This window comes from Pseudoalteromonas sp. XI10, from assembly GCF_001469895.1.
Lineage (GTDB): Bacteria > Pseudomonadota > Gammaproteobacteria > Enterobacterales > Alteromonadaceae > Pseudoalteromonas.
The window spans coordinates 33,752-59,042 of sequence record NZ_LOPY01000062.1 but is presented as its reverse complement, the minus strand read 5'-3'; the positions used below and the strand labels follow the sequence as shown (position 1 = coordinate 59,042).

The 25,291-nt window shown below is 41.9% G+C and carries 20 protein-coding genes and 1 tRNA gene; 13 read left to right on the top strand and 8 right to left on the bottom strand.

What is annotated here, in order from left to right:
• The first annotated feature begins 75 nt into the window (after window positions 1-75).
• The 3 genes from AUR67_RS20140 (at window position 76) to AUR67_RS20130 (ending at window position 2,530) form a co-directional block, all read left to right on the top strand.
• A complete protein-coding gene (locus AUR67_RS20140) occupies window positions 76-762 on the top strand; it encodes a 1-acylglycerol-3-phosphate O-acyltransferase (protein WP_082665677.1) in 687 nt (228 codons plus the stop codon).
• Window positions 762-1,097, top strand: coding sequence for a ribonuclease E inhibitor RraB (rraB, locus tag AUR67_RS20135; RefSeq protein ID WP_054562721.1), 336 nt, complete (start codon window positions 762-764; stop codon window positions 1,095-1,097). Before AUR67_RS20140 ends, rraB begins: the two co-directional genes overlap by 1 nt.
• Window positions 1,098-1,312: 215 nt before the next feature.
• Window positions 1,313-2,530: an HD-GYP domain-containing protein gene (locus AUR67_RS20130; RefSeq protein WP_058586577.1), complete on the top strand. Its 1,218-nt coding sequence runs from the start codon at window positions 1,313-1,315 to the stop codon at window positions 2,528-2,530.
• On the opposite strand, the gene AUR67_RS20125 is transcribed toward AUR67_RS20130, so the two are convergent.
• Window positions 2,490-2,813 carry a hypothetical protein gene (locus tag AUR67_RS20125; RefSeq protein ID WP_054562719.1) on the bottom strand — a complete coding sequence of 108 codons (324 nt, stop codon included), beginning with the start codon at window positions 2,811-2,813 and terminating at the stop codon, window positions 2,490-2,492. The two genes, AUR67_RS20130 and AUR67_RS20125, sit on opposite strands and share 41 nt — an antisense overlap.
• 336 nt (window positions 2,814-3,149) lie before the next feature.
• On the opposite strand from AUR67_RS20125, the gene AUR67_RS20120 reads away from it, so the two are divergent.
• Entirely contained in the window at window positions 3,150-4,427 is a 1,278-nt protein-coding gene (locus AUR67_RS20120) for an outer membrane protein transport protein (protein ID WP_054562718.1), read from the top strand.
• A 110-nt stretch (window positions 4,428-4,537) separates the two neighbouring features.
• Here the strand turns inward: AUR67_RS20120 and AUR67_RS20115 are convergent, their stop codons facing one another.
• The 3 genes from AUR67_RS20115 to pepA form a co-directional block, all read right to left on the bottom strand.
• On the bottom strand, window positions 4,538-7,393 hold the full coding sequence (locus tag AUR67_RS20115) for a valine--tRNA ligase (protein ID WP_058586576.1): 2,856 nt from the start codon (window positions 7,391-7,393) through the stop codon (window positions 4,538-4,540).
• 23 nt (window positions 7,394-7,416) lie between these two features.
• Window positions 7,417-7,863: a DNA polymerase III subunit chi gene (locus AUR67_RS20110; RefSeq protein ID WP_054562716.1), complete on the bottom strand. Its 447-nt coding sequence runs from the start codon at window positions 7,861-7,863 to the stop codon at window positions 7,417-7,419.
• Window positions 7,864-7,989: 126 nt separating this feature from the next.
• A complete protein-coding gene (gene pepA, locus AUR67_RS20105) occupies window positions 7,990-9,504 on the bottom strand; it encodes a leucyl aminopeptidase (RefSeq protein ID WP_058586575.1) in 1,515 nt (504 codons plus the stop codon).
• A gap of 322 nt (window positions 9,505-9,826) precedes the next feature.
• Between pepA and lptF the strand changes: the two genes are divergently transcribed.
• On the top strand, window positions 9,827-10,939 hold the full coding sequence (gene lptF, locus AUR67_RS20100) for an LPS export ABC transporter permease LptF (protein ID WP_054562715.1): 1,113 nt from the start codon (window positions 9,827-9,829) through the stop codon (window positions 10,937-10,939).
• Window positions 10,936-12,003, top strand: a complete 1,068-nt coding sequence (gene lptG, locus AUR67_RS20095) for an LPS export ABC transporter permease LptG (RefSeq protein WP_054562714.1) — start codon at window positions 10,936-10,938, stop codon at window positions 12,001-12,003. The genes lptF and lptG overlap by 4 nt, the downstream gene beginning before the upstream one ends.
• 66 nt (window positions 12,004-12,069) lie before the next feature.
• Here the strand turns inward: lptG and AUR67_RS20090 are convergent, their stop codons facing one another.
• Window positions 12,070-12,570 (bottom strand): RDD family protein, encoded by a 501-nt coding sequence (locus tag AUR67_RS20090; RefSeq protein ID WP_058586574.1) that lies wholly within the window; start codon window positions 12,568-12,570, stop codon window positions 12,070-12,072.
• 141 nt (window positions 12,571-12,711) lie between these two features.
• Between AUR67_RS20090 and AUR67_RS20085 the strand changes: the two genes are divergently transcribed.
• The 5 genes from AUR67_RS20085 (at window position 12,712) to AUR67_RS20065 (ending at window position 19,140) form a co-directional block, all read left to right on the top strand.
• Window positions 12,712-14,364, top strand: coding sequence for an acyl-CoA dehydrogenase family protein (locus tag AUR67_RS20085; RefSeq protein ID WP_058586573.1), 1,653 nt, complete (start codon window positions 12,712-12,714; stop codon window positions 14,362-14,364).
• 176 nt (window positions 14,365-14,540) lie between these two features.
• Window positions 14,541-14,625 (top strand) — tRNA-Leu (locus AUR67_RS20080).
• Between the two features lie 871 nt (window positions 14,626-15,496).
• Window positions 15,497-17,668 carry a putative bifunctional diguanylate cyclase/phosphodiesterase gene (locus AUR67_RS20075; RefSeq protein ID WP_058586572.1) on the top strand — a complete coding sequence of 724 codons (2,172 nt, stop codon included), beginning with the start codon at window positions 15,497-15,499 and terminating at the stop codon, window positions 17,666-17,668.
• Window positions 17,669-17,714: 46 nt separating this feature from the next.
• Window positions 17,715-18,728: a fatty acid desaturase gene (locus tag AUR67_RS20070; RefSeq protein ID WP_058586571.1), complete on the top strand. Its 1,014-nt coding sequence runs from the start codon at window positions 17,715-17,717 to the stop codon at window positions 18,726-18,728.
• A gap of 1 nt (window position 18,729) precedes the next feature.
• Window positions 18,730-19,140, top strand: a complete 411-nt coding sequence (locus AUR67_RS20065; RefSeq protein ID WP_058586570.1) for a GFA family protein — start codon at window positions 18,730-18,732, stop codon at window positions 19,138-19,140.
• Window positions 19,141-19,148: 8 nt separating this feature from the next.
• On the opposite strand, the gene AUR67_RS20060 is transcribed toward AUR67_RS20065, so the two are convergent.
• The 3 genes from AUR67_RS20060 to rhlP form a co-directional block, all read right to left on the bottom strand.
• Window positions 19,149-20,339, bottom strand: coding sequence for an MFS transporter (locus AUR67_RS20060; protein WP_058586569.1), 1,191 nt, complete (start codon window positions 20,337-20,339; stop codon window positions 19,149-19,151).
• Window positions 20,340-20,435: 96 nt separating this feature from the next.
• The gene (locus AUR67_RS20055; protein ID WP_058586568.1) at window positions 20,436-22,493 is read right to left on the bottom strand and encodes a TonB-dependent receptor; all 2,058 of its coding nucleotides are present in this window, start codon (window positions 22,491-22,493) and stop codon (window positions 20,436-20,438) included.
• 88 nt (window positions 22,494-22,581) lie between these two features.
• Window positions 22,582-23,394 carry a rhombotarget lipoprotein gene (rhlP, locus tag AUR67_RS20050; RefSeq protein ID WP_058586567.1) on the bottom strand — a complete coding sequence of 271 codons (813 nt, stop codon included), beginning with the start codon at window positions 23,392-23,394 and terminating at the stop codon, window positions 22,582-22,584.
• Between the two features lie 251 nt (window positions 23,395-23,645).
• Between rhlP and AUR67_RS20045 the strand changes: the two genes are divergently transcribed.
• Window positions 23,646-24,080, top strand: coding sequence for a hypothetical protein (locus AUR67_RS20045; protein WP_058586566.1), 435 nt, complete (start codon window positions 23,646-23,648; stop codon window positions 24,078-24,080).
• Window positions 24,081-24,182: 102 nt separating this feature from the next.
• Window positions 24,183-25,256 carry an endonuclease/exonuclease/phosphatase family protein gene (locus AUR67_RS20040; protein ID WP_058586565.1) on the top strand — a complete coding sequence of 358 codons (1,074 nt, stop codon included), beginning with the start codon at window positions 24,183-24,185 and terminating at the stop codon, window positions 25,254-25,256.
• Window positions 25,257-25,291 lie beyond the last annotated feature (35 nt).

Genomic DNA, 25,291 nt, shown 5'->3' with positions numbered 1-25,291 from the left:
GTATTTTTCACGTTATAATGCGCGCTGATTAGTACGAGGAGAATTCGTTTGTTAGCTATTTTTCGCATAATTTTCATGGCTTTATTTATTATTTTAAGCTGTGTTTTTGGGCTGCTTTTATGCATAGTGAAGCCGTTTCATACTAATAACGTGCATATTATTTCGGGTTGGTTTTGCAAGGTAGCTAAAATTTTAGGTGTCAAACTAGAGCTTAAATATCACGAGACTCCAAAAAATATTGGTCCTGCTGTCTATGTAGCAAATCATCAAAATAACTATGACCTATTCACTTTACCTGCCATGGTGCCAGAGAACTGCGTAAGCCTAGGTAAAAAAAGCCTTAAATGGATCCCATTTTTTGGTCAGTTGTATTGGTTATCGGGCAATATCTTAATTGACCGCGCTAACCGTTCAAAAGCAGCAGGCACAATTTCTAAATCAGCTGAGAAAATAAAACAAAAAGGTCTATCTGTTTGGATGTTTCCTGAGGGCACACGAAGCTATGGTCGTGGTTTATTACCTTTTAAAACAGGGGCATTTCACACAGCAATGAGTGCTGATGTGCCAGTTGTGCCAGTTTGTATGAGTACAACGCACAAAACTATTAAGCTAAATCGCTGGGATAATGGTACAATTTACCTCGAAATGTTAGCGCCGATTTATCTTGATAAAGACGTATCTGCTCGTGACCATGCTTCACATGTTCATCAGATTATGGCTGCTAAAATAACTGAATTAGATGCTCAAGTGAGAAACAAATAATGGAAAATTGGCGCGAAATTACTGAAGACATCGTTACTTCATTACTTGAAGATGGCTCAGATCCTGAAGTACTTTATGAAGTGGAACACCACTTTGTTAGCGAAAATTTTGAAAAGTTAGAGCAAGCCGCTTTAGCCGCTTTTAAACTAGGTTACGATGTTGAAGAACCTGCAGAACTTGAGCTAGAAGACGGCGAGAAAGTGTGGAGCTTTGACGTGGTTGTTGAGTGTGAACTTGAAGTAGAAGCGATTATGGAAGACGTAGACAAGCTAGAAGCGCTTGCTCAGCAAACAGACGTTGAATACGACGGCTGGGGTACTTACTTTCAGGAATAAACAGCTAGAGAGCTGTCAGCTATCAGCCGTCAGCTTTCAGGGATAAAGTTAGCGAGTTGCTACTTTCTAACTTTACTCTTTTAACTTTCCCCTAGAAACTTTCCCCTTTCTAACTTTAACTCATACCTATTTCGTATTCGCTACCCAATCTATAGACATTTGTAATCAATTAGCGATAATAAAAAACTCGATGTTTTTATGCGCTAAGCTCACATATGCTTATTACCTTACCCATTGCCGAACTTGTACCAGGGATGTTTGTTGACAGTGTCAGTAAGCAACAAGAGCATGTAAATAGTATTAAAATCAAAACACGTGGTTTAGTGCGTGATAAAACGATTATTCAACGCCTGATCTCTGAGGGGGTTGAAGAGCTACTCATCGACTTTACACAAAGCGATGTTGCACCCCCTAAAAAATACCAACCAAAGCCTGAACCAGCTAAACCTAAGGTTGAACAAAAGCCTGCAGCTAACGAAGCACCGCAAGGGATCACGGTTCAACAAGAGTTTTTAAAAGCCAGCGTGCATTACGAGCAGCACAGCCGAAAATTGCAAGGTTTCTACTCAGATATCACATCGGGTTTAAAGATGAATGTAGCTGTGCTTGATGATATCGCCGTTGATATAGTCAGCTCGGTATTTCGTAATCACAATGCCTTAACTATTTTAACTCGCCTTAAAGATAAACATATTTATAACTGGCGGCACATGATCAACACCGCTATTTTGGTGAGTGTGTTTGCTAAGTACCTAGGTTACAAAGAAAAGACAATTAAAGAGCTGGCAATGGGTGCATTGATGCACGATATCGGTCAGGCGAAAATGCCACAAGGTGTATTGTCTAAACCAAGTGCCTTGAACGACAACGAAATGCAAGTTGTTAAAAAGCATGTGGCGCAGAGTTTAGGTTTAGTGAAAGGTGAGAAGGGCATTACGCCGTTAATGCTCGATATGATAGTGAATCACCATGAGCGTTTAGATGGTACAGGTTACCCTCGCGGTATTGCAGCTGAAAAGCTGAGCCGTGCAGCCCGTATGATGGCAATCGTCGATGTTTATGATGCAATGACTGCAGACAGGCCTCATCAAATGGGTGAAGAGCCAATCTCAGCGCTGCGTTATTTACTTGCCAATAAGCAATTGTTTGACTCTGAGTTGGTGCAACGCTTTATTAAATGCCTAGGGGTGCACCCTGTTGGAACGATTGTTAAGTTGAATAATGAGCGCTTGGCGTTAGTGATGGAAGGTAACCACGAAAACCCAATTAAGCCGAAAATAAAGATCTTCTATAATGCCAAGCATAAGCATCATATTACTGCCAAAGATGTCGATTTAAGCGTAGAAAAAGAACTAAAAATTATTGCGAGTATTAAGCCTCTAGATTATCAGCTTAATTTGGCTCGTTTGTTAAAAGAGCATCTGCTTGTTTAGACTTAACACAGCGTTTTTTGGCACTGCGTTTTGCTGATATAAATGCACCACTAAAACAACTCGTCATTAATACCAACCACAGCAATGTGCCTTTTTCTACATGTAAGGCCACACAACATAACAGTAGTGATAAAACAGCACTCAGCATGGCGCCTAGCCAATAGTGATTGACTGGGTTATCGCAATCACCCGCTTTAGTGCACGCGCAATAGTTTGCTTTACAAAAATAATGAACACTCACACCACATAACATCAGTGCCGCAATAATCAATGCGATTTCCATACTCAAACTCAACAGTAAAACCTTTATTTTTAGTCTAAAGGGACAAGAAATAGATGTCAATGCAAATGATAATTACTACCGTTTGTTGTTTTTGTAATCAGAGCTCTGATGAGTTTTAATAAGTTGTTATCTTGTTGTTAAAATGCGGGTTTTTTACCTATTTCTAACGAAAAATTACAGTTTTTTGATCTTAATTAAGGTAATGTTCGAAAGTTTGTAATCATTAGAATAAAACATCTAATACCAACATACAGCGCTAATCTTTTATGCTTAACTAATAGGTTGCCCTCATTGTTGGATTAGCTTTCGCACAAGTTTGCAAGAGGACACAGATTTATGAAGTTCACTAAAACACTAATTGCAGCATCACTTGCTGTTGTTTCTGCTGACAGCTTCGCTGCAGCTTTCCAATTAGCAGAGCAAAACGTTTCAGGTTTAGGTCGCGCATACGCTGGTGAAGCAGCTGTTGCAGATGACGCATCAGTTGTTGCTCGTAACCCTGCACTTATGTCTTTATTCAAAGACAAGCAAATCTCAGTAGCAGGTATTGCTGTCATTCCAGATGTAAGCTTAAAAGGCGAAAGTGCTGCATACGGCTTAGATGAAAGCTCTATCGATGACGATAGCATTGCACCATCTGCATTTATCCCTGCAGGTTACTTCACAATGCCTTTAAACGATAAAGTGTCTTTAGGCTTTGGTGCTTTTTCAAACTTCGGTCTTTCAACTGAGTTTAAAGATGACTACGCGGCAGGCTCTATTGCTGGTGAAACTGAAATCGTAACAGTTAACATGAATGCTAGCGCTTCATATAAAATCAACGAACAGTTCAGCTTAGGTCTTGGTTTAAACTATGTTTATGCTGATGCAAAAGTTGTTCGTAATGCAGGTACCAACCCATTTGGTTTACCAGCTAGCACGCAAATTGCTCACCTTGAAGGTGACGACTACGGCTTTGGTTGGAACATTGGTGCGATGTATCAGTTAGACGAAAACAACCGTTTTGGTTTTAACTACCGCAGTGAAACAGATATCGACTTTGAAGGCGAGTACTCAAACCAACTTCCAGCTGCAGTTGGCGGTTTAGCAGGTACTACAGTACCGGGTGAGTTAAAACTGACTTTACCAGCAATTGCTGAATTTTCTGGTTCACATCAACTTGATAAGAAGCTAGGCGTACACTACAGCATCTTATGGACTGGTTGGGACAGCTTCCAAAAATTAGAAGCTTATACACCAAGCCTTGAAACGCCTGTATTCTCTAAAGAAGAGAACTTCTCAGATTCAATGCGTTACTCTATCGGTACTGACTACCAGTACAGCGATGCACTTTTACTTCGTGCAGGTATTGCATACGATGAGTCACCAGCAGACCAATCACACCTTTCAATCTCTATCCCTGATACAGATCGTTTCTGGTTCTCGTTTGGTGGTAACTACGCATTCAGCGAAAACTCAAATGTTGACTTAGGTGTAAGTATCCTTCGTGGTAAAACACAAAACTTCTCTGAAAAAGACAGCCTAGCGGCTTCTTTAGGCCAAGATGTTTCATGGGAATATGAATCAAAAGGTCACGCAGTTCTAATTGGTGCTCAGTACAACTACAAATTTTAATTTTGACGCGACGTAAAGTCGCTGCTACAGAGCATTAAAAAGCCGCGCTATAACATTGTTATAGCGCGGCTTTTTTGTAAGCGCGAATAAATCGCGCTTTATATATGCTGTTATAGACTTTCGATTTTCGCTTTTTGCGCTAATAGTTTGTCTTTCGCATCTGTAAACTCAGCCAGCTTAGCATGCTCTTTAGCAAGTACAGCTTCTGGCGCGTTATTTACGAACTTCTCGTTAGCTAATTTGTTATTAACTTGAGCTAAGCCTTTCTCTGCTTTTTCAAGCTGCTTCGCGATACGAGCTAATTCAGCTTCAACATCGATTAGGCCAGCCATTGGGATCATGATCTCAAGGTTACCAACATACGATGTTGCACACGCAGGTGCTTCGTCTTTGTTATCAAGTAACGTGAACTCTTCAAGCTTAGCAAGAGACGCTAAGAAAGCTTCGTTTTCCGTTAAGCGACGCTTGTCTTCGTCAGACGCATTAGCGAGCAATACCGATAATGGTTTGCTTGGGCTGATATCCATTTCACCACGGATGTTACGAATAGCAAGAATGAATTGTTTAACCCATTCTAGGTCGTCCATCGCTTGGCTATCAACATTTGCTTCATTGTAAACAGGGAAACCTTGAACCATGATGCTAGTGCCCGCAGTTTCGATGCCTGCAAGTGGTGCCACGCGTTGCCAAATCGTTTCTGTGATGTATGGCATTAACGGGTGCATTAAGCGAAGTAGGCTTTCTAATACCGTGATTAGGGTATGACGAGTGCCACGTTGCTGTGCTTCGTTACCTTTAAACAATACTGGTTTAGTCAGTTCTAGGTACCAGTCACAGAATTGGTTCCAAGTGAACTCATAAATGGTGTTTGCAGCTAGGTCAAAACGGTAGTTTTCTAGATGCTCAGTATAGGTTTTAACAGTTGCTTCAAACTGGCCTAAAACCCAACGATCAGCAAGAGAATACTGTTTCTCAGCATCTGTAGCGAAACCACAGTCTTGCTGTTCTGTATTCATTAATACGTAACGACTTGCGTTCCATAGTTTGTTACAGAAGTTACGGTAACCTTCAAGACGGTTCATATCCCAGTTGATATCACGACCTGTTGAAGCCATTGCTGCAAGGGTGAAACGCAGTGCGTCTGTACCGTGTGCTTCAATACCGTTTTCGAATGTTTTACGAGTGTTCTTCTCAATCTTCTTCGCTAGTTGTGGCTGCATCATGTTACCAGTGCGCTTTTCAACTAGGCTTTCAAGATCGATACCGTCAATCATGTCGATAGGATCAAGTACGTTACCTTTCGATTTAGACATCTTATCGCCGTTTTCATCGCGGATAAGGCCAGTTACGTAAACGGTTTTAAATGGTACTTGTGGCTTGCCGTCTTCATCTTTGATGAAGTGCATGGTCATCATGATCATACGAGCAACCCAGAAGAAGATGATGTCGAAACCTGTTACCAATACGTCAGACGGGTGGAACGTTTTTAAATCATCAGTGTTTGCAGGCCAGCCTTGCGTTGAGAAAGTCCAAAGCGCAGATGAGAACCAGGTATCTAAAACGTCTTCGTCTTGCTTAAGTGCAACATCATCAGCAAGGTTGTTATCGCGGCGTACTTCAGCTTCGTCACGACCAACGTATACGTTGCCTTCGTTGTCGTACCAAGCAGGGATGCGGTGACCCCACCAAAGCTGACGTGAAATACACCAGTCTTGTACGTCGTTCATCCACGAGAAGTACATGTTCTCGTATTGTTGAGGTACAAATTGAATGTCGCCATTTTTAACGGCTTCTTTTGCAGGCTCTGCAAGTGGTGCTACGCGCACGTACCACTGATCAGTAAGAAGTGGCTCAATCACTACGCCAGAACGGTCACCGTAAGGTACAGTTAGGCTGTGATCTTCAATTTTTTCTAATAGACCAAGTTCTTCAAATTCGCTCACAATCGCTTTACGTGCATCAAAGCGGTCAAGGCCATGTAGGCGCTCAGGAATTGGCGCATCTAATTCAAGCTCTTTACCGTCGAATGTGTAGCTTTCGCCTTCGCTTAATACCGCTGCATCTTTATTGAAGATGTTGATCATTGGTAGTTGGTGACGTTTACCTACTTCGTTATCGTTAAAGTCGTGGGCAGGCGTGATTTTCACACAACCTGTGCCTTTTTCCATGTCTGCATGTTCATCGGCAACAATTGGAATACGACGGTTTACGATAGGCAGTAAAATTTCTTTACCGATCAGATCTTGGTAACGCTCATCATCAGGGTTAACAGCAACACCTGAATCACCTAGCATTGTTTCAGGACGTGTTGTCGCAACAATGATGTAGTCTTTACCATCTTTGGTTTTTACGCCATCAGCAAGTGGGTAACGTAGGTTCCACATGTGACCTTGTTTGTCTTTGTTTTCAACTTCAAGATCAGAAATAGCAGTATGTAGTTTAGGATCCCAGTTAACTAGGCGCTTACCACGGTAGATTAAATCTTCTTTGTGAAGACGTACGAATACTTCTTTAACCGCTTCAGAAAGGCCTTCGTCCATAGTGAAACGCTCACGGTCCCAATCTACAGAAGCACCTAAACGACGTAATTGTTTAGTGATCGTGCCGCCAGAGTGGTTTTTCCACTCCCAAATTTTATCGATAAATGCTTCACGGCCTAGGTCGTGACGTGTTTTACCTTCTTCAGCAGCAAGCTTACGCTCAACAAGCATTTGCGTTGCGATACCTGCGTGGTCAGTACCTACTTGCCATAAAGTGTTGTTGCCTTGCATACGCTTTAAACGCGTTAGCGTATCCATGATGGTATCTTGGAACGCGTGGCCCATGTGTAAGCTACCCGTGACGTTTGGTGGCGGGATCATAATTGAGTATGCGTCACCTTGGCCAGACGGTTTAAAGTAGCCATTTTCTTCCCAGTCTTGGTATAAAGACTGTTCAATATCTTGCGGATTATAGGTTTTATCCATTACACAGAACCTTAAATAAATGCTTAAATGTCAATTTCTTGCGTTGCAATATGGGCGCCCAGTTGGCGAAGCTTTTTAAACCGCTCACGGGCGGCTTGTTTAGCATTTGGCTCAACGGGTACGAAATCATAAACCTGCTGAAAACGGCGAATAAAATCCGGTAGGTGTTCAGCTAAGTTGATTAATATTTTTCTGTTGCCGACAGGTGGAGTCATACCAATTTCAACTGGTGCGCCACCTTTAGGGCCTTCACCTTGTAAGTTGTGAGGTACAAAACTATCTGGTTCAAAAGACCAAATGATGTCGTCAATTGTGTGGGCCGTGTCGGTGTTATCAGCGTAAATAAATACGCGATGACCTAGACGATACTGATCCGCAGCAATTTTAGCTGCCAGATCGAAAACTGCGCCAGCCGTTTGGTGGGCACTATCATCTTGTTTTAGAACGTAAAATTGTGCGTTCATATTCATAGTGACTTTCGTCCCCACAGATACACAGATCAAAGCAGGGATTTTGACATAGAACGCGAATTGCTTCAATTAATAAGGCGCCATTTGGCGCCTTATTTAGGGTTAGTTTTAAGCTTACGGTAAGGCTTAATCGTGACTTGCTTCACTCACGCCTGCGCGGTTCAGTAAATACTGAGTCAACATAGGCACCGGACGACCAGTTGCGCCTTTGTTTTTACCGCCGCTGCGCCATGCTGTACCTGCGATATCTAAATGCGCCCAGTTATATTTTTTGGTGAATTTAGATAAGAAGCATGCCGCTGTAATCGTACCTGCGGCACGGCCACCTAAGTTGGTGAAATCAGCGAATGGGCTTTCAAGTTGCTCTTGATAGTCATCCCATAAAGGTAACTGCCATGCGCGGTCGCCACTTTGCTCAGACGCTTTTAGTAGGTCGTGAGCAAGTGGGTTGTGGTTTGATAGTAAACCTGTGGCATGTGAACCCAGCGCGATAATACATGCACCTGTCAGTGTTGCTACATCGACAACGGTATCAGGTTCAAAGCGCTCAACATAAGTGAGTGCATCACACAGTACTAAACGGCCTTCAGCGTCGGTATTTAATACTTCAACTGTTTGACCTGACATGGTTGTTAAGATATCACCCGGGCGATAAGCGTTTGAGCCTGGCATGTTTTCACAACCCGCTAAAACACCGACAACGTTAATTGGTAATTGCATTTGCACTAAAGCGCGCATAGTGCCAATAACACCTGCTGCACCACCCATGTCGTATTTCATTTCATCCATGGCTTCGCCTGGCTTGATTGAAATACCACCTGAGTCAAAGGTTAAGCCTTTACCCACTAACACGATTGGCGCTTGGTCTTTGTCGCCACCTTGATAGTTGATCACCGACATAACCGATTCATTAGCACTACCACGGCCAACCGCTAGGTATGAATTCATGCCCAGCTCTGTCATTTTTTCTTCGCCAATAATATCAACGCTTACATTATCGAAGTTATCAGCAATTTCTTGTGCTTGTTCACCTAAATAAGCTGGGTTACAGATATTTGGCGGCATGTTAGCAACGTCTTTACATAACTTGCTACCTGCAGCGATGGCTAAGCCATGCTCAATTGCACTTTCGCCAATGGTTAACTCGCGACGCGTTGGTACGTTGAAAACAATTTTGCGTAGTGGGCGACGTGGGTCGCTCTTTTTGCTTTTCAGTTGATTGAAGGTGTACAAGCAGTCTTGAGTTGTTTCAACTGCTTGGCGTACTTTCCAATAAGTGTCACGGCTTTTAACGTGTTGCTCAGTTAAAAAGCATACCGCTTCCATCGAACCGGTTTCGTTTAGCGTGTTAATCGTTTTTGAGATGATTTGTTTATATTGTTTGTCATCAAGCTCACGCTCTTTACCACAACCTACTAGTAGTACACGCTCGCTCAGTACATTAGGCACATGATGCAATAGCAATACTTGGCCTGGTTTACCTTCAAGGTCACCACGACGCAGTAAGTTAGAGATATAACCGTCACTGATTTTATCTAATTGTTCACCAATGGGGGATAAACGACGTGGCTCATAAACGCCTACTACAATACATGCGCTACGTTGCTTTTCTGGACTACCACTTTTTACGCTAAATTCCATTGTTACTCCTGATATTGAGTCGTATAACCTTAGTTTATAAGGGTAAGAAATTCTTTTTCGAGTCCTTTCTTACATTTTTTAGTTTAATAGCACTAATCTTAGTACATAAACTATGACTCTATTTATGTGTTTTTGAACTTTATCTTAATGTGAATATCAATATCACATAATAGACGCCATCTGCACCATTTATGCAAGATTATATGTTCTTGCTAGGTATGATATTTAACTTTGATGGCATATAATAAAGTGAGTAAAATAACTAGTTTACTCAAAATTCCTTACTATTCCAGTGAAACTCGATGTTTAACAGGGGCGAGCATTGCTAATTTTTCGTTATTTGACCACTGAAGTCTTCAAGTCGCAGGTCGCCGTATTTTTAACTTTGATGACTATTTTTGTGTCTCAAAAGTTTGTTGTTATTTTAGGAGACGCCTCTGAAGGGGGTCTTCCAGCTAAACTTGTGCTTTCGATGATTGCACTAAAACTTCCTCAACTTGCTTCACTTATCTTACCTTTGAGTATCTTCTTAGGGATTATTTTGGCATACAGTCGCATTTATGCAGACAGCGAAATGACTGTTTTCAAAGCCTGTGGTGTTAGTGAGTGGTATGTGGTTCGTGTCACGCTTATCTCAAGTACTGCGATGGCTATTTTAGCCGGTGCGCTTACTCTTTATGTTGCGCCGTGGGCCAGTGAACAAGAATATCAATTAAAAGAGCAAGCCAAAGCTGATGCCGGCTTATCGGCATTACGTGCAGGGCGTTTTCAGCAAACGGGTAATGAGAAAGCCGTAGTCTTCATTCACAACATCGAAAATAGCGGTAAAGAGCTACACAAGGTATTTGTTGCGCAGTTACCAGATCGTGAAAAAGGTGACTTAGCCCGTTTAGTATATGCAGAGCGTGGTGTGGTGATTGAGCAAGATAACGGTGAGCAGCAACTTGTTCTTAACGATGGTAAGCGCTATGAAACAGATGGCGAGTCTGCTGCGTTAAACCTAACAGAGTTCGATGGTTACAGTGTACAAATCCAAGATCAAGAAATAGAGCACCAGCGTCGTAAATTAGAAGCTATACCAACGTTTGATTTATTCAAAATGAAAACCTCTGAAGCTATTGCACAGTGGCAGTGGCGTTTAGCTATTCCGCTTTCAATTCCGTTATTAACTTTACTTGCAGTGCCTTTGAGTGTGGTGAATCCGCGCCAAGGTAAATTCGCTAAATTAGTGCCTGCAATCAGCTTGTATTTAGGGTACTTCATTTTATTAAATGCAGCTAAGTTTGCTGTTGAAGATGGTAAAATTCCGCCTTCAATTGGTTTGTGGTGGATCCATTTATCAGCCTTGTTTATTGGTGGTTTCTTGATTATTAAAGGTCGTCCGCTCGGCGCATGGTTAAAGGCAGTTGTGACTAAGCGGGAGTTAAACGCATGATGAAAACACTCGACTGGTATTTAGGTCGCAGCATAATTCAAACAACCGGTTTTGCTTTAATGGTGCTGGTAGGTATTAGTACCCTCATTAAGTTTATTGAGCAGTTAAAATCAGTTGGCCGCGGTAGCTATGATATTGCAACTGCGCTGATTTACACCCTATACAGCATGCCGGGTGATTTAGTTATTTTCTTCCCAATGGCAGCCTTGATTGGTGGCTTAACAGGTTTAGGCGCATTGGCCTCAAACAGTGAGCTGGTCGTTATGCAAGCGGCGGGTATGTCACGCCTGCAAATTATTGCATCAGTCATGAAAACCGCGATGTTTATGGCAATTTGTATGATGGCGCTAGGTGAATGGGGTGCCCCAGAAGCACAGCTCAAAGCAAAAGAAATACGTAACCAAGCGATTTATGGTGGTGATGTATTTAATGCTAAGCAAGGTGTGTGGGCGAAAGATGGTAGCAACTTTATTAATATTGAAGATGTCGATCAGCAAGGCACTTTACGTGGCGTGCATATGTATCACTTTGATAAATCGTTGCAACTTACTCAAATTACCAAGGCAGAAGAGGCAATAAACCGTAAAGATGGTTGGTTACTTCGTGATGTAAATAAAGTCATGATCACGCCAGAGCAGATCAGTACTGAGCAGCACAAAGAAGAGTTTTACGACTCGCAACTGACCGCCGAAAAATTAGGAGTGGTGTCGGTTAAGCCCGAAGCGCTGTCGTTTACTGGGCTTTGGTCATATTTAGGTTATTTGCAGCAAAATGAGCAAGACACCAGCACTTATGAGCTAGCGCTATGGCGTAAGATCATGCAGCCTGTATCTATTGCCGTTATGTTGTTAGTTGCTTTATCGTTTATATTCGGCCCGCTTCGCACAGTAACCATGGGCGCACGTATTATCATGGGTGTTATAACCGGTATTACTTTCCACTTAACTAATGAGATATTTGGTCCTGTGGTGATGGTTTACCAAATTCCAGCTGTTGTTGGTGCTGTGTTACCAAGCCTACTGTTTATAGGGTTTGCAACTTACCTATTGAATAAACGAGTGTAATGCTCGTTTAAAAAGCACAAAAAAAGCGTGGTTTGAGCCACGCTTTTTTTGTGCTTGATGTGTTGCTTAATCAAGTGAGCGATAAATACGTTTATTTTCTTCTTTGGTGAGGGTGATCACTTCAGTTTTTGCGATGTAATCTTGTAAGGCTCGCTTATTTTTAAAATCGACCAACACCACTAAGTTACCTAAACCTAATAGTGCAGTAATGGCTCTAAGTGCACCTTGATGCCAGCTAATTAAATGACCATCGAGAGTTTGCACCTTCAAACGCCATGCACGCATACCAATAGTTTGGCCGCTCTTAGCCCAAAAATAGCTAAAGAAACTAACACTCACTACTACCAATAATGCACTACGAATGCCATACAGTAGTGGCGAGTTTTGAATGAAAGCAGATACATCTTCAGCGTCACCAATACTTAGTAAGTCTAAAGAAATTAGCCCTTGAACAGCTAATAAATACAGTACGGTTGTCAGCATCGCAAAAGCAATGATAACCAAGGTATCGTAGATTAAAGAGGCAAAGCGGCGCCAGAAACCGGCACGTGGAAACTCAGCTGACATAAACAATCTCGTCCAATTAAATTGCGCAGTAGTTTAGCAAAGTCCTTCGCAAACAAGAAATACTTAACGGCCGTTTAGCAAGTCGACAAACAGGTCTGACCTGCTATAGTTGAGAAAATAATAAAAAATGAGCACACAATTATGGCCGTTTCTCAAAGCGAAACTCACCAAGTATTTAATCAACCCAAACCTCTTGAAAACTACAACACCTATGAGGCCGACACGGTACTTCAATATTGGCAAAATCGTTTTGCTGGGCAATGGGGAACTGCGCATTTAACGGCGTTTGGGGAGCAAGTGGGTGGTGCATTACTGCAAGCAGGATTCTTAGCAAACAAACACTTACCCGAATTAACCACTCACAGCCGCTTTGGTGAACGCATAGACCAAGTTGATTATCACCCAAGTTACCATCAGCTAATGCAGCATGCTATAGAGCAAGGGCACTGCGCATTGCCTTGGCAGCAAAAGAAAGCCGGTAGCCATGTTGTAAGAGCCGTTATGGCGGTGCTGCACAATCATGCTGATCCGGGCTCAGGTTGCCCATTAACCATGACGTTTGCCAGTGTGCCTGCCATTGCAAGTCAAGAAAATGTAGCGGCTATGTGGCTACCTAAGATACTGGCAAATCATTACGATTCAGACAATAAGCCTTGGACCGAGAAAAAAGGTGTCACCATAGGTATGGCGATGACCGAAAAACAAGGCGGCTCTGATGTTCGGGCGAACACCACCAAAGCAGACGCCATCAATGAAAGTGGTGCAGGGCAATTATATGCTTTAACTGGCCACAAATGGTTTTGCTCAGCGCCCATGAGCGACGCCTTTTTAGTACTCGCTAATACCGATGAAAAGCAATTATCTTGCTTTTTAGTGCCACGCTGGCTCGAAACTGGCGAGAAAAATGCCATGTATATTCAGCGCTTAAAAAGTAAATTAGGTAATCAATCAAATGCGAGCTCTGAAATTGAATTCAGGGGTGCACATGGTTGGTTACTCGGTGAGCCGGGGCGAGGCATTGCCACTATTATTCAAATGGTCGCTTTAACTCGTTATGACTGCATGCTGGGTTCAAGCTCGCTGATGTTACAAGCAGTAAAAGAAGCAATTTGGCATACAGCTGGGCGTAGTGTGTTTGGTAAAAACTTGCATCAACAGCTACTCATGCTCAATGTACTCGCTGATTTAGCTATCGAGGCCGAAGCTGCACTTGCCATTTCAATGCGTATTGCCCATGCCCTTGATAACCAAGATAATAGCAATGAAGTGGCATTAATACGCAGCGCCACAGCAATTGGTAAATATTGGATTTGTAAGCGGGCAGTGCAGCACACTTATGAGGCTATGGAATGTATTGGTGGCGTGGGTTATGTACAAGACAACATTACCAGCCGACTTTACAAAGAAGCGCCGGTAAACTCTATCTGGGAAGGCTCAGGTAATGTGCAATGCCTTGATCTTTTACGCGTGTTTAGTCGTGAGCCTGAATCACTTGAGGTGCTTATTAATGAGCTTGAAAAAGCACGCAGTTTGCACCCTGATTTTGCAATAAAATTAGATGAGCTTAAAGAGATGCTTACAGATACCGCAAACCTTGAAATGCATGCTCGGCGCATAATAGAAAAGCTCGCGTTGCTTTGGCAAGCAGCAACGCTATTACAATTTGGTGAGCCACTTATTGCCGATGCGTTTGTAAAAAGTCGTTTAAGTAGCGCAGGGTTTAGTCAGTACGGCTGCCTGAGTCATGATATCGATTGTCAGGCGATTGTTTCGCGAATGATGCCAAAACTCTAAAGTTAACAACTTGTTTAATTATTGTGCGGTTGTTCAGTGACGCCGCACAAAACGCTTGCTGCCTTACCCATTCTTTGTATAATGCTTGGCATAGAGACAAAAGCAGTTAAAAAAGCTTTTGCTCTAAAGTGGTTTTTCTTTATCTTCTCGTGTTTAGAAGGTTAAAGAAAAATGAAGCCAGTATGATGGAATTGGTAGACATGACGGATTCAAAATCCGTTGCCTTCGGGCGTGGCGGTTCAAGTCCGCCTACTGGTACCACTTTTATGACCCCAGCAGTTTTGCTGGGGTTTTTTTATGCCTGAAAAGTCTTTAGCGGACTTGAGCGCCACGCGGGGCGTGGCACTGAAGCAAGTAAAAGTCCGCCTACTGGTACCACTTTTATGACCCCAGCAGTTTTGCTGGGGTTTTTTTATGCCTGAAAAAGCTACCAACCATCAGCTGTCAGTTTTTAGCCGAGCGTTGCGGTTGTTGGGTTATGAAACCACCCTCAGCAATTTAATTCGTAAAAGCATTGTAGGAGGTAGTTTACTGCCGAACCATGAATGCCGAACCAGCAATGCTGAAAAATATAATTCATGGCTAAAGCCATTCCTACGGGTGCATTTAGCCTAGCGCCTTAAGCCTACAACTCAATTCTATATTCAGAGTTAATTAAAAGTTCAGCCATCAGCTGTCAGTTTTTAGCCGAGCGGTGCGGTTATTGGGTTTTTGCAACCACCCTTAGCAATTCAATTCGTAAAAGCATTGTAGGAGGTAGTTTACTGCCGAACCATGAATGCCGAACCAGCAATGCTGAAAATATAATTCATGGCTAAAGCCATTCATACGGGTACATTTTGCCTAGAGCCTAGAGCCTAGAGCCTAAAGCCTATCACCCAGAGCCTATAACTCAAATCTAAGTACCAACTTCAACTCTATTAAAGCACTTTTGTTCTATTTCTAAGCGGTAAAGTTCAAACTATGCTTAATCTACAAATAACCCTGAAAAAAGTGTGTTTATTTGGTTGAAAATTAATCATTTAAGACTAGAGTACGATGGTGTTTGAATACATCTTATAATACAATTTATGGTCTTAAGTATAAGTGAAGTCAATCACTTAGTGCACATTATCGGGTAAGGTAGCTTAGCGTGGGTACATACGACTTAAAGCGTATTGTTGAAAGCATTTCAAATCTTAAAAGTGAGAACTTTTATAATGCAATATGCCTGTCTTTATCAGAAGTGCTTGGTGCTTCTCATGTTTTTTTAGCTCAAGTCGATGAGTCAACTTTGCATGCAACGACTATAGCTTTGTGTGCGCATGACGAAATTGTTGAAAACATCAGCTACGATATCCGCTGTACGCCTTGTAATGATGTTAGCTGTGGTAGCATCTCTAGTTTCAGTTCGGGCGTTCAGCAATTATTCCCTAATGATCAAATGCTCGTTGATATGGGTATCGAAGCCTATGTGGGTGTGCCTTTACAAAGTATATCGGGCAAAACCGATACTATTCTTGTCGCGCTATTTCAGCACGAAATAAATGATGCGATGCAAATTGAGTCTTTTTTCTCGTTATTTACTGGTCTTATCCAGCGTGAAATCGAAAAAGACCGTTTTATTGCTAAATTAGATTTTGCAAACCAATTGATTGAGCAAAGCCACGAAGCAATTTTTATTTGCGACCACAATGTGCATATTACTTATGCGAATACCGCATTTACGAAAATGACGGGCTATTCGTTGGATGAAGTCTTAGGGCAAAATCCAAAAATTTTAAGCTCAAATAAGTATGATCCGCATTTTTATAAAGTAATGTGGCACCAAATCAATACAGAGGGTAAGTGGTCTGGTGAAATCACTAATAAAACCAAACAAGGTAAGTTGTATACGCAATTTTTATCGATAACCAAAATGCAAAATAATGATGAAGATTGTTATGTGGCGTTTATTTTGGATATCACCGAGAAAAAAGAAGCTGAGCAGAAAATTTATTTTCACGCTAACCACGATCAACTCACCGGTTTAACTAATCGTTTTTACTTCAAAGAGTACTTATGCCAATTGCTATCATCTTTGTCGTATCAAGATGATGAGAATACTAACTTAGCCGTGATCTACTTTGATGTTGATAAGTTTCAAGATATCAACACAGTTTACGGCTTAACCTTTGGCGATAAGGTTTTATGTGAGCTTTCAGAGCGACTAAATAGCAGTTTTAAAGAGTCTGCTTTTTCGCGTATCGATGGTGATAGTTTTGCCATTTTACAAACTTATCAGCATGTCAGTGAACTTGAACATGTTTGTAAACAAATTACCGCGTTACTTGTTGAGCCCGTTTCTATTGGCGGCATTAGTCAGCAGGTGTCAGTTACGCTGGGCATTAGTCGATTTGAGCAAACTGGCGCTGTTAGTTCACAAGAAAAAATCGAAAAAATAGCCCGTCGCTTAATACGCCAAGCAGAGCTTGCTACCTTGAATGCAAAACAAACAGGCGATGAGTACCTGTTTTTCTGTAAAGAAATGGATAACAAGGTCAAAAAACATAACCAGTTGGTTGAGCAGCTTACACAAGCCGTGAAGAGCAACGAAATTGATGTGTATTTTCAACCTATTATTGATATTGAAAATAACACGGTCGCTAAATTCGAAAGTTTAGTGCGATGGAACAACCAAGGGCAATGGGTATCACCAGCCGAGTTTATTCCGCTTGCAGAAGAGTCGCGGGTGATTATTCCTCTCGGCGAACTCGTGTTGATTAAAACCTGTCAGCAAATAAAGGCGTTAGAAGCACAAGGTTATGAAAGCTTTGTTTTTAACGTAAACCGCTCTTTATTTGAATTTACTGAGTTTAACCCTGAACGTAATGCATGGCTTGAGATTATTAAAGGACAAGGGGTTAAGCCATCACAAATTTCATTTGAATTAACCGAAAGTGTTTTAGCGCCAGAAAATACCAATCATCTCGATGTGTTAAAGCAGTTGAAGCAAGCTGGGTGTTTAATTTCGCTAGATGATTTTGGTACGGGTTATTCATCTCTTAGCTACTTGCGCCGTTTTCCGGTCGATGTACTTAAACTTGATAAGTCATTTATTGATGAAGTACATGTTGATTTAGGCGACGAAGCGTTGGTGAAATCGATTATTCAAATGAGTCGTGTATTGGGTATTAAAGTCGTTGCAGAAGGGGTTGAAGAGCGCGAGCAATTGGCTGTACTAACCGAAGCAGGTTGTGATTATATCCAAGGATATTACTTTTCTAAGCCATTGCCAGCAAATGATGTAGTGCCATTTTTAACGCAATTTTCTCGAGAGCAGTAGTTAATTAAGGTATGATTTTGACATCAATCAGTTAGCAAAGCTTGTGATGTCAGAATTAACCGCAAAGCAAAATATAAAGGCGATTGTTACAGCCATTAAGGCTGAGGAGCAATCGCTTAGAGCGCGTTTCCCTATATTAAACCAGCAAAATACACTTGCTATGATTATTCTGCTGGTGTCGTTGTGCTCACTAATTGGTGTTGCGACACTTTATTACTTAGCGATTATTCCCTCGTGGCTGTGTATTATTCTGGCTGCCTTTATTACCTCGGTATCGCATGAGCTTGAGCATGACCTTATCCATAAGCAGTATTTTAGTAATCGTCCTTTTATACATAACTTTATGATGTTAACCGTGTGGCTTATGAGGCCCAATACGGTTAATCCTTGGTATCGCAGAAAAATTCATTTACATCACCATAAAGTATCCGGCACGTCGCAAGATTTAGAAGAGCGTTTAGTGGGCAATGGCATTAAATCGCCATTTTTGAGAGCCTTGGTCATCACTGATGGTCTGCTAGGTTTATTAATCAATACCAAGCGATTTAGTAAAGAAATTAATGGCTTTAAGTTTTTACGGGTGTTTAATGCAGGCTTTCCGATTGCAACCGCATATTTTGCGATTCTTTATGGGGTAATTGCTTATTACGCTGTGCAGTTTGTGCAGCCATTTACATTGCCTGATTGGGGAGCTGAGTTATTGGCGGGAGCCGAGTTTTTAATGGTGGTACTTATCGTGCCTAATATTATTCGTTCTAGTTCTCTTAACTTAGTGACATCTTCAATGCATTATTATGGTGGTGTAAATAATTTGCTTGAGCAAACGCATGTGATCACCAGCCGCTGGTTTTTACCGTTTCAGTTATTTTGTTTTGATTTTGGCCGCACCCATACAATCCATCATTTTGTGCCGAATCAGCCCTTTTATATTAGACAATTGATAAGCAAAAAAATACGTCCTATTATGGCCCAGCATGGGGTACGTTTTAATGATTTCCAAAGCTTGAAACAGGCTAATCATTACCCTGTAAAAGAGCAGCCATCTCAACAAGGAGTTTAATATGAAGGTTACCGGCCGTTGCCATTGTGGTGAAGTCACTTACCACGCAGAAGTTGATGAAAATAAAGTGATTAACTGTCACTGCACTGACTGCCAAATTATCTCGGGTGCGCCTTTTCGTACCGTTGTGGTGTCTGTGCCAGATGGGGTTACTTTTACAGGTGCTGAGCCAAAAGAATATATAAAAATTGCTGAGAGTGGTAATCAGCGTGCGCAAGGGTTTTGTGGTAACTGTGGTACAGCCTTGTATGCGACTTCTGTAGGTACAGGTGAGCGTATTTATGGCTTACGTATTGGCGCCGTAGAGCAAGCTGATGAGCTTATTCCTAAAGCGCATATTTGGTATCGCTCACATAAACCTTGGCTAGATAACCTAAGTAATATGAGCGCTTTTGAAACCGCACCTAAGTAGCTGCGGTTTTATTTTGCTTGTTGGTCGATAGTGATATTTCGGCCACTTAAGTAACCAAATAAAGCACATAACAGGCTAGATGCAATACACAGCCAAAGTGCTCCTGCCCAGTTATTAAAATAACTATGTAAGGCGCCCGCAATAATAGGGCCTGTTGCAGCCAATAAATACCCGATACATTGTGCCATACCCGATAACGCTGCCGCTTGCATTGAGTCATGAGTGCGCAGGCTTACAAATGATAAGCCCAATATAAAACAGGCACCTGAGCAAAAACCTAAGGTGACTGACCAAAGCATCGCAAAACTAGGCGCAACTAATAACCCAACAGAACAAAGCGCGCCAAGTAATGCCAGGCTTAGGGTTAAGATGCGTTGATCTTTTAATTTGGCAAGTAGTGGAATAAGCACAATACCTGGTAGCGCTGAGGCTACTTGAAAGGCGCCTTGCAAAGCTCCGGCGTGCTGCGCACTGTGGCCGCCTTCTATTAAAATGCTGGGTAGCCAACCTAACATGATATAAGTGAAAAATGAGTTAAAGCCAAGCAATAACGTAATTTGCCAAGCAAGTGCAGAATGCCAAATTTTGCTTTGTGTATTGTTCGACACATGTGCCTGTTTTGGCATGGTATGTTGCTTAAGTTGTGGTAACCACACCACAATAGCCAGCACAACCAATAAGGCATAACTGGCAAGCGCCAATTGCCAGCCAAGTTCTTTATACTCAGCCAGCGGAATGATGAGTGCTGAATAGCTGCCACCAAATATGCCCATCGCTAAAACATAACTAGACGTCATCACAGCGACTTTGTGTGGAAAGTCACGTTTTATCAAACTTGGTAACAACACATTGCCAATCGCGATACCGACACCAATCACTGCAGTACCAATAAATAGTACTGTGGCAGAATCAATAACACGAGACACAACCCCAATGCCTATTAATACAAGGGCAATAAACAGTGATAATTCAAGGCCGCATTTTTTAGCGAGGCTTGCTGCCATAGGTGAAGCAATAGCAAATGCAATTAAAGGTAAAGTCGTCAACATGCCTGCTTGTGATGCATTTAACTTAAATTGATCAATGATCTGTTCAAGCACCGGTGCAATACCAGTGATAGGGGCTCGCAAACTGGCTGCAATAAGAAAAATGCCCAGCACTAAAAGAAGGTTACGAATTAGATTTTGAGAAGATGACACGCTGTTTAGAAACTATAGCAATAGGTACATTTATCATACCAAAACACTAAACAGCGTGGGTGAACTATGAGATAGCTCACCAAATAATGCGGTTACTTAAAACTGATAACTTGCTGATAACATGGCGTTGCGCGGTCTACCCGGAAAGTAGCGGTCGCCACTAAATGTTGTGTAGTCAGCGCGCTCTGCATAACGTTCGTCGGTTAAATTGTTTATTCGTGCAGTCACAGTAAAGTTAGCTGATAGCTGCCACGCCGCTCTTAAATTTACTAATGAGTGACCTTCGTAGCTATGCTGGTTTTTAGGATCAGTGAAGTAGCTGCTGGTGGTATGTAGCTCAAGACCAACACGCGTTATGTCGTTTGCTTGCCAAAGTAGCTGTAAGTTAGCGATGTTACGTGGTGCAGTATCAATGAGATTACCATTGATATTAACCCCGCTGAGCAATTGATCATAACTGTATGTATGCTTGGCGTGGCTCGCGGCTAACTGCATCGATAAGCTTGGCGTAATGGCATAGGCTAACTCAAGCTCAACACCACGATGCTGGGTTTGGCCATCATTGACGTAATAAAAATCACTGTCGCGGAAAATCGTGTTCTTTTTATTCATCGCATAAATGCTAACTACATAATGCAGCTGTGCTTGTTGACCTTTTATACCAAGCTCTAGGTTTTTAGCTGTTTCAGATTTCAGATCTGCGACATTTTGTTCGCGTTGTAACTGATAAAGCTCTGCCGCTTGCGGTGCTCGATAACCTTCTGAAGCATTGGCGTAGATAAACTGGTTATCAGCATATTGATAGCTTAATCCAAGCTTAGGCGAAAAGTTAGTAAAGCGATTTACACCGCTTTCTGGTCGAGAATAGCGACATCCGCCCATTGCGCATGCAGTACCATCTTCTTTTGTACGACCAGCCAACATATGGTTGTCGTAGTCATAACGCATACGCTCGTATCGACCCCCAAGGCTGATAAGTAACTCATCAAGTTGCCAATCAAGATTCACAAACGGTGCTAATAGGGTGCTAGTTACTTGATAATCATAATGTTTGCCTTGTGGCACGGTGGCGACTAAAAACGCTGAGCCTTCAGTTGGGCTATCCTGATATTGTAAAAAATCAGCATCTGTAAGCTCACCATCAAAGCCAACTGTTAAGAGGCTAGAACCTGTTAACTTATGCTGCCAGCTTGATTGAAGGCCAACACCTTGCTGAGCATTTTCTTCAAGGGGAGTACCCGGTAAAAAATGCTTAAAGAAGGTCATGTTTTGGTCGCGGATATAAGGCGTTAGGGTAAAGCTGTTAGCCTCACCTTGTGTCCAATTTAGCTTTGACCAAACACGCAAAGAGCGGGCTTTACGAAATGCATCAGGATCAAAATTAGACTGAGCTATTTGCTCATCCTTATAGCTTTCAAAGCCTTCGATGTAGCTAGCCGTTTGTTGATCTAAGTGGGTGTAAGTCAGGCCTGTATTTACACTTAGTTTTTCGCCATCAAAACGGTGACGCAGTGATAGCTTTTCTTGATCAACACTTTCGTCATCACGATAACCTGTATCTCGGGTGATCGTGGCATTAATGCCTAAACCTTGCTGGCCAAAGTCACGCCCCGCACCAAGTTTGTAGCGAGTGTAGCCAAACGAGCCGTAATCAAAACCAAGTTGGTTGTGATCATAGGTTGTATCTGGCGTGATCACGTTGACTACACCATGCACTGCATTTGAACCATAAAGGGCAGAGCCCGGGCCTTTCAGCACTTCGATACGTTCAGCCATTTCAGTGTGGGCTTCGAATAATTCATTGATGTTGCAAAAACCAGCTGCGCGAAGTGGAATACCATCTTCAGCGGTAAGTAAGCCGCCGCAGGCACCAGCACCAGAAAGTACAGGTGAACGTAGAGCGGGCAAATACTCTTGGCCATTACCGTGTTGAAGATTAGCACCGGCCACTTGCTTAAGGGCTTGTTCAATATGAGTAGGAGCGATAAGCGCCAGCTGCTTTTGTGAAATACTGCTGACCACAACTGGCAATGGATCTGCCAACACTTCGCTGCGCGAGGCGGTTGTTGTAATATGTTCTAGCTCATTATTAGCGAAAGCTTGATGGTTAAATAATGAGGTGCTCACAAGCACTGAGAGTATCGACAACTTCATGAAAACCCTTTGGTTAGGTACAACAAAAACCAAAGGGTAACTGCTTTTTAGGATGGGTAAAAGCTTTCGCGATTAATAACTTTGTCTGTTATGCGCTACGGCGATGTACGGCAAAACCTGCCAGTACTGCAACTAACCAGAATAAGCTACTGCCGCCAGTACCATTTCTGTGCGTGACATTAGCTACTTTTTCTTCTTTAACGCGGGTTTTAAATTGCGCCAATTCAGTATCTAGATTTGTGATCATGTCATCAACGGCACCATTAAAGCTTGCCAGCGATTGCTCTTTAGCGACTTCATCGATGCCAATCGCTGTGCTGCGTTGCTCTGCTTTATGAATACCTGGAGCACGAAACAGCATTTTTCGGCTTTTTACGTCAAATACGGCGGTATCTACAAAGGTTTGTACTGAGTTTTCATTGCCCGGAATCACATATAAACCAACAATCGTTAGATATAAAAAAGCAGCGTTATTTTCTAAGCTTTGCGATACTTGGTCGTAAGAAACAAGCGCCATAATATCCACATCATATAATCGTGATACTTGTTCTAATGTAGTAAACCCTTCGCCGCCTTTTAAATATGTGCTTGGGATCACTTCAATGCGGTCAATATAGTCATATTGCATAAACTGCTTTTTAACTTTGTTCAGCAGTGCCACTTCGTCACCGTGGTGTAAGCCATCATTGTACTTGTTAGGAATAAAGGCAATCCCTACAGTGGCAGGTAAGTTCAAAGTTGGGATCGTTGCTTGATGGGCTGCTCTGTCTTGCTGGTCTGGGTAAAGGTATTCAACCAATGAGCTTGATTGCGTTTTTTGATTGCCATATTGGCTCATCATGGCACTACAGCCCGTTAGTGCAGTAATGCTAATGACCAAACACCATTTTAGTAGATTCATAAATTATCCTTATTATGTAGTGAGGAAGCGTTTGTTTATGTTGCAAATATAACGACAGACGCCCCAAACGGAACTGTAACTCAGACTCGATTTTTCGTAAATAGTGCCAAAGAAGTTTAAAGAAATGTAAAGGTTAGCTTTCTAATATGTTGATATGTAAACAGTTGTGTTTTTAAATTGTAACCCTTCATCTATGATTCAGGCTAAAACGTTAGGCTTTTTATCAAGAGCAAACGTTGAGGGTCTCTATTATGAATAAATTACTTACTATCTCAGTTGCCGTTTTAGGTTTGAGTTTGATACCTATGGAAGCAAACGCGAAACATGATCGTGACCATGATAGATACGAACATAAGCACGAACGTAAAAAGCATAAAAAGCATAAAAAACACCACAAACATCACCATCATGACAGACATGATCGTTACGATAGATACGACAGTTACAGCTACCGTGATTTACCACCCGGTTTATACAAAAAAGTAGGGCATGGCGGTGGCTTACCACCAGGTTGGTATAAGCGTTATCACCATGGTGATATTCTTGATCGTGATATATATCGTCATGGGCGAGTGATTAAACGTCGCGACCGAAATGGGATTATTGCCATCGAAATCGATGACCGCCTTATTCATCTAGTACACGATACGCGAGAGATTTTATCAATCGTTACTCGCCATCGTTAATCCTGTCAAAAGCCGCTTAGCGGCTTTTTTATTAATTTTAATATATTGTTCAGACGTAAATGCTAGACTTGTAAGATAATAAAAACATAACGAGGGAAGTTAATGATAATTACTTTAGGGGCGGTTGTATTAGCTTTACTGATAGTTACCTTATTGCCATTCTCATACTCCCAACATTACTTAATTCGTAGTTGTGACTTTGTACGCTTACAAGTGGTTTACCTTGCCTTTGCTAGCCTAATAGCAGCAAGTTATTTAATTAGTAGCACCCACTCATTGTTTTTTATTGGTTGTGCAGTGGCTAGTATTCTAGTGCTGCTATTGCAAGTTGGCTGGATTTACCCTTACACAAGGCTAGCTAACAAAGAAGTTGCCTCAAGCAATAAAAGCGATAAGCACAGTATTCGTATTATGTCGGCAAATGTACTGATGTCGAACACTGAATATGACAAACTCATTGGTTTAGTTAAAACGCATCAACCTGATTTCCTCATTACGTTAGAGTCTGATCAAACTTGGCAAAATAAACTGAGCAGTTTAGAAAAAGAGTACCCATATCGTGTCTACTGCCCAAAAGATAATCGCTATGGCATGCACTTGTACAGCAAGTTTAAAATCAAACAACAGCAAGTTTGTGAGCTTATAGAAAGCGATATCCCCTCAATCCATATTTTGTTTGAAGATGCAGATGGTGTAGAAGTACAAGGGCACTTTATTCATCCTGCTCCTCCGAGTCCAACCGAAGAAGACAGTTCACGACCCCGTGATACTGAGTTGATAATCTTAGCGAAAGCACTTAAAAACAGACAGCGACCTTGTATCGTTGCCGGTGATCTAAATGATGTTGCATGGTCGCGTAGTACCCGCTTGTTTATGCGTATCAGTGGTTTGTTAGACCCACGTAAAGGGAGAGGCTTTTTTAATACGTTTCATGCCAGTTATTTCTTTATGCGCTGGCCGCTTGATCACCTTTTTCATAGTAATGAGTTTAGTGTTAAGCGCATTGAGCGTTTGGCAAAATATGGCTCAGATCATTTTGCACTGCTTACTGAGCTTGTTTATAACCCCGATTCTGACAATCAAAAACAACAAGAGCAGATTGATAAAGAAAAAGCAGTGGATGAGTTAAAAATGCCAGCAGCGTCTAAGCAGCAAGTGCCAATGTTTGAAAAGTGATAATCTTATTCAGGGCGGACAATTAGATATAAGAA

Bases quoted from the DNA above. Each gene is read 5' to 3' on its own strand.
- AUR67_RS20115 (WP_058586576.1), bottom strand. From the start codon at position 7,393: ATGGATAAAACCTATAATCCGCAAGATATTGAACAGTCTTTATACCAA.
- lptG (WP_054562714.1), top strand. From the start codon at position 10,936: ATGATGAAAACACTCGACTGGTATTTAGGTCGCAGCATAATTCAAACA.
- rhlP (WP_058586567.1), bottom strand. From the start codon at position 23,394: ATGAATCTACTAAAATGGTGTTTGGTCATTAGCATTACTGCACTAACG.
- AUR67_RS20085 (WP_058586573.1), top strand. From the start codon at position 12,712: ATGGCCGTTTCTCAAAGCGAAACTCACCAAGTATTTAATCAACCCAAA.
- pepA (WP_058586575.1), bottom strand. From the start codon at position 9,504: ATGGAATTTAGCGTAAAAAGTGGTAGTCCAGAAAAGCAACGTAGCGCA.
- AUR67_RS20065 (WP_058586570.1), top strand. From the start codon at position 18,730: ATGAAGGTTACCGGCCGTTGCCATTGTGGTGAAGTCACTTACCACGCA.
- AUR67_RS20125 (WP_054562719.1), bottom strand. From the start codon at position 2,813: ATGGAAATCGCATTGATTATTGCGGCACTGATGTTATGTGGTGTGAGT.
- AUR67_RS20120 (WP_054562718.1), top strand. From the start codon at position 3,150: ATGAAGTTCACTAAAACACTAATTGCAGCATCACTTGCTGTTGTTTCT.
- AUR67_RS20130 (WP_058586577.1), top strand. From the start codon at position 1,313: ATGCTTATTACCTTACCCATTGCCGAACTTGTACCAGGGATGTTTGTT.
- rraB (WP_054562721.1), top strand. From the start codon at position 762: ATGGAAAATTGGCGCGAAATTACTGAAGACATCGTTACTTCATTACTT.
- AUR67_RS20070 (WP_058586571.1), top strand. From the start codon at position 17,715: ATGTCAGAATTAACCGCAAAGCAAAATATAAAGGCGATTGTTACAGCC.
- AUR67_RS20090 (WP_058586574.1), bottom strand. From the start codon at position 12,570: ATGTCAGCTGAGTTTCCACGTGCCGGTTTCTGGCGCCGCTTTGCCTCT.
- AUR67_RS20045 (WP_058586566.1), top strand. From the start codon at position 23,646: ATGAATAAATTACTTACTATCTCAGTTGCCGTTTTAGGTTTGAGTTTG.
- AUR67_RS20110 (WP_054562716.1), bottom strand. From the start codon at position 7,863: ATGAATATGAACGCACAATTTTACGTTCTAAAACAAGATGATAGTGCC.
- AUR67_RS20140 (WP_082665677.1), top strand. From the start codon at position 76: ATGGCTTTATTTATTATTTTAAGCTGTGTTTTTGGGCTGCTTTTATGC.
- AUR67_RS20055 (WP_058586568.1), bottom strand. From the start codon at position 22,493: ATGAAGTTGTCGATACTCTCAGTGCTTGTGAGCACCTCATTATTTAAC.
- AUR67_RS20040 (WP_058586565.1), top strand. From the start codon at position 24,183: ATGATAATTACTTTAGGGGCGGTTGTATTAGCTTTACTGATAGTTACC.